At 60.2% G+C, this 9,120-nt stretch carries 6 protein-coding genes; 4 read left to right on the forward strand and 2 right to left on the reverse strand.

Annotated elements, in window-relative coordinates; all coding sequences use genetic code 11:
- Positions 1–2 precede the first annotated feature (2 nt).
- Entirely contained in the window at positions 3–941 is a 939-nt protein-coding gene (gene cyoE / locus J7412_RS15205; protein ID WP_209079404.1) for a heme o synthase, read from the reverse strand.
- A 95-nt stretch (positions 942–1,036) separates the two neighbouring features.
- Positions 1,037–1,885 carry a cytochrome c oxidase subunit II gene (gene coxB, locus J7412_RS15210; protein WP_209079405.1) on the reverse strand — a complete coding sequence of 283 codons (849 nt, stop codon included), beginning with the start codon at positions 1,883–1,885 and terminating at the stop codon, positions 1,037–1,039.
- A gap of 179 nt (positions 1,886–2,064) precedes the next feature.
- Here coxB and tldD point away from each other — a divergent pair, with 179 nt between their 5' ends.
- The 4 genes from tldD to J7412_RS15230 all read left to right on the forward strand — a co-directional run bounded on the left by tldD (position 2,065) and on the right by J7412_RS15230 (position 9,035).
- Positions 2,065–3,486: a metalloprotease TldD gene (gene tldD / locus J7412_RS15215; RefSeq protein WP_209079406.1), complete on the forward strand. Its 1,422-nt coding sequence runs from the start codon at positions 2,065–2,067 to the stop codon at positions 3,484–3,486.
- Between the two features lie 133 nt (positions 3,487–3,619).
- Complete coding sequence (dprA, locus tag J7412_RS15220; protein ID WP_209079407.1) at positions 3,620–4,768, forward strand: DNA-processing protein DprA; 1,149 nt, start codon at positions 3,620–3,622, stop codon at positions 4,766–4,768.
- A 179-nt stretch (positions 4,769–4,947) separates the two neighbouring features.
- Positions 4,948–7,551, forward strand: a complete 2,604-nt coding sequence (topA, locus tag J7412_RS15225; protein WP_209079408.1) for a type I DNA topoisomerase — start codon at positions 4,948–4,950, stop codon at positions 7,549–7,551.
- 128 nt (positions 7,552–7,679) lie between these two features.
- Complete coding sequence (locus J7412_RS15230; RefSeq protein ID WP_209079409.1) at positions 7,680–9,035, forward strand: adenylate/guanylate cyclase domain-containing protein; 1,356 nt, start codon at positions 7,680–7,682, stop codon at positions 9,033–9,035.
- The last annotated feature ends 85 nt before the right edge of the window (positions 9,036–9,120 follow it).

Genomic DNA, 9,120 nt, shown 5'->3' on the forward strand with positions numbered 1-9,120 from the left:
GCTCACCAGCCTCCCAAGCCGTATGGGGCCAAAGCAACCTCTGCGAGGATCGCCCCAAAATGCAAGAAGAGGTATAGAAGAGAGAGTTTGAAAAACCCTTTTTCCCGCGCATAGTCATCGGCTTCCGATGCAGCCTCATCGCGACGCCAGATCGCAAAGGCCCCCAGCACAAACAGCGCGTTCAGCACCAGCGCGGTGGTCAGGTAGATCGGGCCTCCCACATCGGTGAAGCCCATGCCAATGGCCACAACGGCCAGCAGCAGGGTGTAAACCAGAATATGGTTGCGCGTCACGCGGCGGCCATGGGTCACATGCAGCATCGGCACGCCCGCGTCTTTGTAATCAGACTTCATGAACAGACACAGCGCCCAGAAGTGTGGCGGCGTCCACATGAAGGTAAGCGTAAACATCAGCACGCTTTCAATGGACACCCCACCAGTGACCACAGCCCAGCCGATCATTGGAGGGAAGGCCCCAGCCGCGCCACCAATCACGATGTTCTGCGGGGTCCAGCGCTTCAGCCACATGGTGTAGATCACCACATAGAAAAAGATGGTGAAGGCCAGCAGCCCGGCAGCCACCCAATTGGCGGCAAGCCCCAGCATCACAACGGAGAACCCGGAAAGCGCCACGCCAAAGGCCAGCGCCTCTCCCTCAGTCACCTTGCCCGCAGGGATCGGACGGCTCTGGGTGCGCTTCATCACACGGTCGATATCCGCGTCATACCACATGTTCAGCGCGCCAGACGCGCCGCCGCCCACGGCGATGAACAGAATTGCACAGAAGGCCACAAAAGGATGCACCGATCCGGGCGCCGCCAGCAGGCCCACCGCAGCGGTGAACACAACCAGCGACATCACGCGCGGTTTCAGCAGCGCAAAATAGTCGCCAAATTCTGCATCACCGGTGCCGGCTTGCGTGTTGATGCTTGCGTCGCTCATTCTTGTCTCCGTCTGAGGTGTGCGCCGAGCGCACCCCCTACAGATATGGCCTTGGTATTGAAAGGGTGCGCAGCGTGCCGCGCACCTGAGTAAGATCAGTCAGCAGAAGCAACCTGCACGCCTGGCAGCGTGGACATGTCGCCCGCATATTCCTCGATCGCGCCTTTCAGCCATTCATTGTATTCTTCTTCAGACACCACCTGAACCGTGATCGGCATATAGGCGTGGTCTTTGCCGCAAAGCTCGGAACACTGGCCAAAGAAGATGCCTTCACGCTCCGCTTCAAACCAAAGCTGCGCGATACGGCCAGGCACCGCATCCTGCTTTACGCCGAAGGATGGGATGGTCCAGCTGTGGATCACGTCCGCACCGGTCACATCCATCACCACGGTCTTGCCAACAGGCACAACCACTTTGGTGTCGGTTGCCAGCAGATACTCGTCTTCGTTGTAGCCATACTCCGCCAGCGCCTCTTTGCCCAACAGGAAGCTGTCAAACTCGAACTCGTGGTCCGTGTACTCATAGCCCCAGTACCACTGGTAGCCGGTCACCTTGATGTGCACGTCCCCTTCCGGGATTTCCTGCTGGTTGAACAGAACCGGCAGGCTGTTCACACCAATGAACAACAGGATCAGGATCGGACCAAGCGTCCAGGCAATTTCCAGCGGTGTGTTGTGGGTGAACGCAGAAGGTGTCGGGTTGGAGCGGCGGTTGAAGCGCACCATGCAGTAGACGATCAGGGCGGTCACAAAAATCACGATCAGCGTGATGATCACCAGGATCAACCAATCAAGAGACTGGATTTGCCGTGCCAGCTCGGTCGCTGCGGGCTGGAACCCTGTGGCATTGGGGACTGGCTTGCCAATGGTCTCAGCACTTTGCGCGAGCGCGGAGGACGCTGAAATAGCTGCCGTTAGGCCCAGGAATGTCGATAGAAGTCGCATGTCTCACCCTGATCGGTTGCGTATTGTTTTTTCAATTGTGCGGAAGCGCTGTGCTCTCAAACACATCCCCGCTGTTGTTTTAGGCTTAGAAACCATATTCTAAGACTCAAATAAAGATCGAAGCTTGCGGCAAACGGACGCTTTTTTGATCTAGATCAAATTAAGAGGCATGATGGGCTATGGCCGAAAACCACTTCCAACCCTTTGAAAATAAAGTTGATGAGGGCACCGCCCTGCGACTTTTGCGCGCAGCCACCGATGGCGCCGAAGACGGAGAGCTGTTTTTGGAGCGTCGCAGCTCCGAAGCTTTGGTTTTTGATGATGGACGTCTGAAAACCGCCAGTTATGACGCCGCAGAGGGATTCGGCCTGCGAGCTGTGAACGGCGAAGTCTCCGGATATGCCCATGCCTCAGAGATCAGCGAATCCGCCATCAAGCGCGCGGTCGAGACCGCAAGGCTCGCCGTTGGCGCGGGCGGCGGCACATTGGCCGCAGGCCCCACGCCCACCAACCGCAGGCTTTATACGGATGCAGATCCCATTGGCGGCATCGACTTCCCGGTGAAAATCGAAACCCTGCGCGAGATCGACGCCTTTGCCCGTGATCTTGATCCGCGTGTGGTTCAGGTCTCTGCCACTCTGGCTGCCTCTCATCAGGAAGTGGTGATCCTGCGCCCTGACGGCACCCAGATCACAGATGTGCGCCCAATGACCCGTGTGAATGTCTCCGTGATCGTTGAGGAAAACGGCCGCCGCGAAAGCGGCTCTGCCGGTGGTGGCGGGCGGCTTGGCCTTGACGGTCTGCTCGATCCGGCGGACTGGCAGGCCAAAACCCGCGAAGCGCTGCGCATCGCTTGCGTGAACCTCTCTGCGGTCCCTGCCCCCGCTGGTCCGATGGAAGTGGTGCTTGGCCCCGGCTGGCCCGGCATTCTTCTGCACGAAGCTGTGGGCCACGGCCTTGAGGGCGACTTCAACCGCAAAGGCAGCTCCAAATTTGCCGGCATGATCGGCCAGCAGGTCGCCTCCAAAGGCGTGACCGTGATTGATGACGGCACCATCCCGGACCGCCGCGGCTCCATCACCGTGGATGACGAGGGCACACCCTCTGGCAAAACCACGCTGATCGAAGACGGCATTCTGGTGGGCTACATGCAGGATCGCCAAAACGCGCGCTTGATGGGCGTCGCCCCCACCGGCAACGGCCGCCGCGAAAGCTACGCCCATGCACCGATGCCGCGCATGACCAACACCTATATGGAGGGTGGCACCTCTGATCCGGCTGATCTGGTGGCCTCGCTGAAAGATGGCATCTACGCCGTCGGCTTTGGCGGCGGTCAGGTGGACATCACCAACGGCAAATTTGTATTCTCCTGCACCGAGGCCTACCGCGTGGAGAACGGCAAAGTCGGTGCGCCTGTCAAAGGCGCAACGCTGATCGGGGATGGCGCCACCGCCATGATGCAGATCAAAGGGCTCGGTAATGACATGGCGCTGGACCCGGGCATGGGCAACTGCGGCAAGGCGGGTCAATGGGTTCCGGTAGGCGTCGGCCAACCCACTGTTCTCATGGACGGATTGACCGTCGGGGGCTCAGCTGCCTGAACGTCAACAAAACAAGGGCTTCCAACCAGAGCTTGAAAATAATTTTGAAAAAAATTCGATTTTCATGCGTTGGTTTACGCCCTGTTAACCACTGAAGACATAAACATTCTCTTGCAAGCAGGCGGAGTTGCGGATGACCGAAGATCGAATTTCTTCCACTCACCCCCAAATCCCACCCACCACGGAGGAAGCGCGATTGCTGCGACTTCGCCTCTTGCGATCCCGACGCGTCGGGGCCACCACCTTCCACAGATTGATGACAGAATACGGCACAGCGGAGGCTGCGCTAGAGGCGCTGCCGGGCATTGCCAGATCCGCTGGAGTTCCGCGCTATAGCGCCGCCTCCCTTCAAGATGCAGAGCGAGAGCTGAAAGACGGCCGTGCCACAGGAGCGCGGCCGATTTTTTTTGGCGAACCGGAGTATCCAGCGCTTCTGGCAGACATTCCCGATGCTCCGCCAATGCTGTGGGCGCAGGGGCAAGTGGACCTATTGCACAAACCCACCATCGCCGTGATCGGAGCGCGCAACGCCTCATCCTTGGGGCTGCGCATGGCGGCACGTCTTTCCAAAGAGCTGGGTGAGGCTGGCTTCACCATTGTCTCAGGTCTTGCACGCGGCATTGACGCCGCCGCCCATGCCGCCGCGCTGGAAACCGGCACCATCGCCGTTTACGCAGGCGGCCTGTCCCGTCCCTACCCCGCACAGAACCTGACGCTTGCGGGTGACATTGCCACTCAAGGCCTGTGCCTGTCAGAACAGCCCCCCGCCATGGAGCCCCGCGCGCGCCATTTCCCGGCCCGCAACCGCATCATCTCCAGCCTGACCCGCGCCGTTGTGGTGGTGGAGGCCGCCTCTAAATCCGGCAGCCTTCTGACCGCGCGCATTGCGCTTGATCAGGGCCGCGACGTGCTGGCCGTGCCCGGCCATCCGTTTGATGCCCGCGCCGCCGGAGCCAATATCCTCATTCGCGATGGAGCGACGCTCGTGCGCGGTGCGGAAGATGTGCTGGAGGTGCTGACCACCCTTCCCCTGCGCGCACAGCCACCGGCCGTTCCCACCGACATCCCCGCAGATCCCGCGCCCCGCCGCGAACGCAGTCTGCGTGAAACCGCCGCGCTGCATTCTGAGATCCTGGGCCGCCTCGGCCCCTCTCCGCTCAGCGAAGATCAGCTGGTGCGCGACCTTTCCCTATCCCCGCAAAAGCTCAACCCCGCGCTTCTGGATCTGGAGGTCAGCGGCAAAATCACCCGCCTCTCCGGTGGGTTGCTCTGCAAAAACTGAGCCCGCATGTGTTTTGTGCAGCCGCCCAAACCTTGCACGCAAATGCCCTGCCCCCCACATCACACACACGCCCTGTTCACCTCAAAGTAACAACAAAAACCACCATGGATTGACAATCCCCCCTTTCGCCCCACATTTTTCGCCGCCATAAGGCTCGCGCCGAGTCGAGAGGAAATTGAATGCCAGTAGTTGTCGTAGAATCCCCAGCCAAAGCCAAAACGATCAATAAGTATCTTGGCTCAGATTACACTGTTCTGGCGTCCTACGGCCACGTGCGCGACCTCCCGGCCAAAGACGGCTCGGTCGACACCGACAATGAATTTGACATGACATGGGAGGTCGGCACCGACAGCCGCAAACATGTCAAAGCCATCGCGGATGCGCTGAAAGAAGACAACGCGCTCATTCTCGCAACCGACCCCGATCGCGAAGGAGAGGCGATCAGCTGGCACCTTGAGGAAGCGCTGCGCAAACGCCGCGCCATCAAGAAAGACACGCCCGTGTCCCGCGTGGTGTTCAACGCGATCACCAAAACTGCCGTGACCGAGGCGATGCAAAACCCGCGTCAGGTGGATCAGCCGCTGGTGGATGCATATCTTGCCCGCCGCGCGCTCGACTACCTTGTGGGCTTCAACCTCTCCCCTGTGCTCTGGCGCAAACTGCCCGGCGCGCGCTCTGCGGGCCGCGTGCAATCGGTGTGCCTGCGCCTCATCGTTGAGCGCGAGATGGAGATCGAGGCATTCAACGCCCGCGAATACTGGTCCGTGAAAGCCCTGCTCGCCACCCCGCGCGGCAAAGAGTTTGAGGCCCGCCTCACCGTTTTGGGCGGAGAGAAGCTCGACAAATACGCGCTGGAAAACAGCACAGCCGCTGAACTGGCGGTTCAGGCGATCCAGTCCCGCGACCTCTCTGTGGCGCGTGTGGAGGCCAAACCCACCTCCCGCAACCCATCCGCGCCTTTCATGACCTCCACGCTCCAGCAGGAGGCCAGCCGCAAATTCTCCATGGGTGCCCGCCAGTGCATGAGTGCCGCCCAGCGCCTCTATGAGGCCGGCTATATCACCTATATGCGGACCGACGGCATCGACATGGCACCTGAGGCCGTGGCCGCCGCCCGCGACGCGATCCAGACGCTTTATGGCGATGACTACGTGCCTGCCGAGCCGCGTATCTACAAAAACAAAGCCAAGAACGCCCAGGAAGCGCACGAATGTATCCGCCCGACGGATATGATGCGCAAACCCGATGATCTGAAAGTCACCGACGCTGACCAGCGCAAGCTTTACGACCTGATCTGGAAGCGCACACTGGCCTGCCAAATGGCCGGCGCCCGTATGGAACGCACCACGGTCGACATCGCCTCTGACGATCAGCAGGTCGAGCTGCGCGCCACCGGTCAGGTGGTGCTGTTTGACGGCTTCATGCGCGTCTATGAGGAAGGCCGCGACGATCAGGTTGTCGATGACGACGACAAGCGCCTGCCCCAGATCATGCAGGGCGAAAAGGCCGACAAACGCACCGTGACCCCGGAGCAGCATTTCACCCAGCCACCGCCCCGCTACACCGAGGCGACGCTGGTGAAAAAGATGGAAGAGCTCGGCATTGGCCGCCCCTCCACCTATGCCTCCGTGATCACCACCATTCAGGATCGCGAATACGTCCGCAAAGACAAGAACCGCCTCTTCCCAGAGGACAAAGGCCGCATCGTCACGATCTTCCTTTTGAACTTCTTCCGCACCTATGTCGGCTATGAGTTCACCGCGAACCTCGAAGAGGAGCTCGATGACGTCTCCGCTGGCAACCGCGACTACAAAAACGTGCTTGCGCGCTTCTGGAAAGATTTTTCCGCCGCCATCGGCGAAACCAGCGAATTGCGCATTTCCGAGGTGCTCGACGTGCTGGATGACGCGCTGGCCCCACAGCTCTATCCGCCGCGTGAAGACGGCTCTGATCCGCGCGTCTGCCCGAAATGCGGCAACGGCCAGCTGCACCTCAAAAGCTCCCGCACCGGCGGCTTTGTCGGCTGCGGCAACTATCCAGAATGCACCTACACCCGCCCGATTGCAGGCGAAGGCGCAGATGGTGATGAGCGTGTGCTTGGCGAAGACGCAGGTGATGAGATCTGGCTCAAAGCAGGCCGCTTTGGCCCCTACGTGCAACGTGGTGAGCCAACGCCTGAGAACAAAAAGCCGCCACGTGCCTCCCTGCCCCGTGGCTGGAACAAGGACGACATGGACCTCGCCAAAGCCCTGACGCTCCTGTCCCTGCCCCGTGAAATCGGCATGCACCCCGAAGGTGGCATGATCACCTCGAACTTTGGCCGTTTCGGCCCCTACGTGATGCACCAGCTGCCTGATGACGCAAAGCCGGTCTACGCCAACCTCAAAGACCCCAATGATGTCTTTGAAATCGGCATGAACCACGCGGTCGAACTGCTGACTGAAAAGCGCAACAACCCGGGCCGTCGCGGCGGCGGCGCAGCCGCCAAACCGCTGCGCGAGCTGGGCGAACACCCCGATGACGGCGGCGTGGTCAACATCATGGACGGCCGCTACGGCGCTTATGTGAAATGGGAAAAAGTCAACGCCACCATCCCCAAAGAGGTGGAAGTGGCTGACGTGACCATGGAACAGGCGGTCCAGTGGATCGCGGAAAAAGCGGCCAAGAAAAAGCCCACGCGCAAGAAAGCGGCCCCCAAGAAAACCGCTGCTAAAAAGAAAGCGCCCGCCAAGAAAACAGCGGCCAAGAAAACCGCAACCAAAAAGGCGGCTGACACAGAATAAGCTGCCCCATCCAAGGAAAGGCCCCCACGCGGGGCCTTTTGTTTTTGTGCAAAGGGCACGCCACAAAACTGTCGATTTCTGCCCGACAATGCCCAACACTGTAGATCTGTGCAAAGTGTGAGGGTGGTATGAGTGAAAGCGGCTATGTGGAGTGTGACGGGCTTAGTATCGCCTACCGCAGCTCCGGCTCCGGTCCTCTCGCCATTCTCATGGTGCCCGGTATTTTCTCCCATTGCGAACTCTATCACGACTTCCCACAATACAGCGACTTCATCGCCCGACTGACGGAATTTGCCCGCGTGGTCGAATTTGACAAGCGCGGTCAGGGGTTTTCTGATCGCCTAAGTGCCGCGCCCACGCTGGAAGAACGCGCCAACGACATCTCCGCATTGATCACCGCGTTGAACCTTGATGATTGCGTGCTCTTCGGCCTGTCCGAAGGGGCGGCCATGGCCCTGCTCTATGCGGCCACACACCCCTCTGACATCTCCAAGGTGATCACCTTTGGCGCCTATGCCAAGGCCTGCGGCAGCGCCGATTACCCCCATATGCCCCCCGCAGATGTGCGCCGCGCAGCCATTGAACACAATTTGGCGCGTTGGGGCACGGGGGAAACCCTTGGGATCTTCGTGCCCGATCTGGCGCATTCGCCTGCCGCCCAACAGCTCTTTGGCAAGATCCAGCGCGCCTCCTGCCCCCCGGCTGCCATGCGCCAGTATTTTGATCTCAATCTGCAAATCGACATCCGCGCCATTCTCGGGCTGGTTCAGCACCCGACGCTTGTTTTGCACCACAGCACCGATCAGCAGGTGCCCATCGAAAACAGCACCTATATTGCCAAGCAGCTGCCCAATGCGCGGTTTGAAGATTGCGGCCCCGGCGGGCATTTCTTCTGGGGCAATGACAACGCGCGGATCGTGGCATCCATCCGGTCTTTCCTGATGGACCGCCCAATGCACCAGCTTGATACCCAAAGGGTGCTGGCCACCCCGCTCTTTGCCGATATCGTACAGTCCACCGAAGCCGCCAAAGCTGCGGGCGACCATCAATGGCATATCCTGCTGCAGAAAATGGAAGCACAAGCCGCGGCCTGCATTGATCTCTTCGGTGGCCGCCTGATCAAGTTCACCGGGGATGGCCTGCTGGCCCTGTTTGATGCACCGGGCCGGGCCGTCGACTGCGCGCTCAACCTGCGCAAAACCTTACGTGCATTGGGGCTGCAAAGCCGCATCGGCCTGCACACCGGCGAAATCGAGTTGCGCGGCGCAGACATCGGCGGTCTCGCCGTGCATGCCGCCGCCCGGATCGAAGCCCTCTGCCAGCCTGGTCAAATCCTCGTCTCGCGCACGGTCACCGAACTCACCATCGGCAAAACCTCACTGGCCTTTGATCCGATAGGAACGCACCAGCTCAAGGGCTTTGACACCCCATGGCCAATCTTTGAAGTGCATCAGGATCCACCCAATGTCTCCTCAACGGCCTAACGGACAAACACCCCCCAACCAAACCTCATTCTGCGCCAAATACTCCGGGGAGCGCGAGGGGCTGGCCCCTCGCCCCGTCCCGCAA

Origin of the sequence: Shimia sp. R9_3, from assembly GCF_017743755.1 — a bacterium.
GTDB lineage: Bacteria > Pseudomonadota > Alphaproteobacteria > Rhodobacterales > Rhodobacteraceae > Shimia.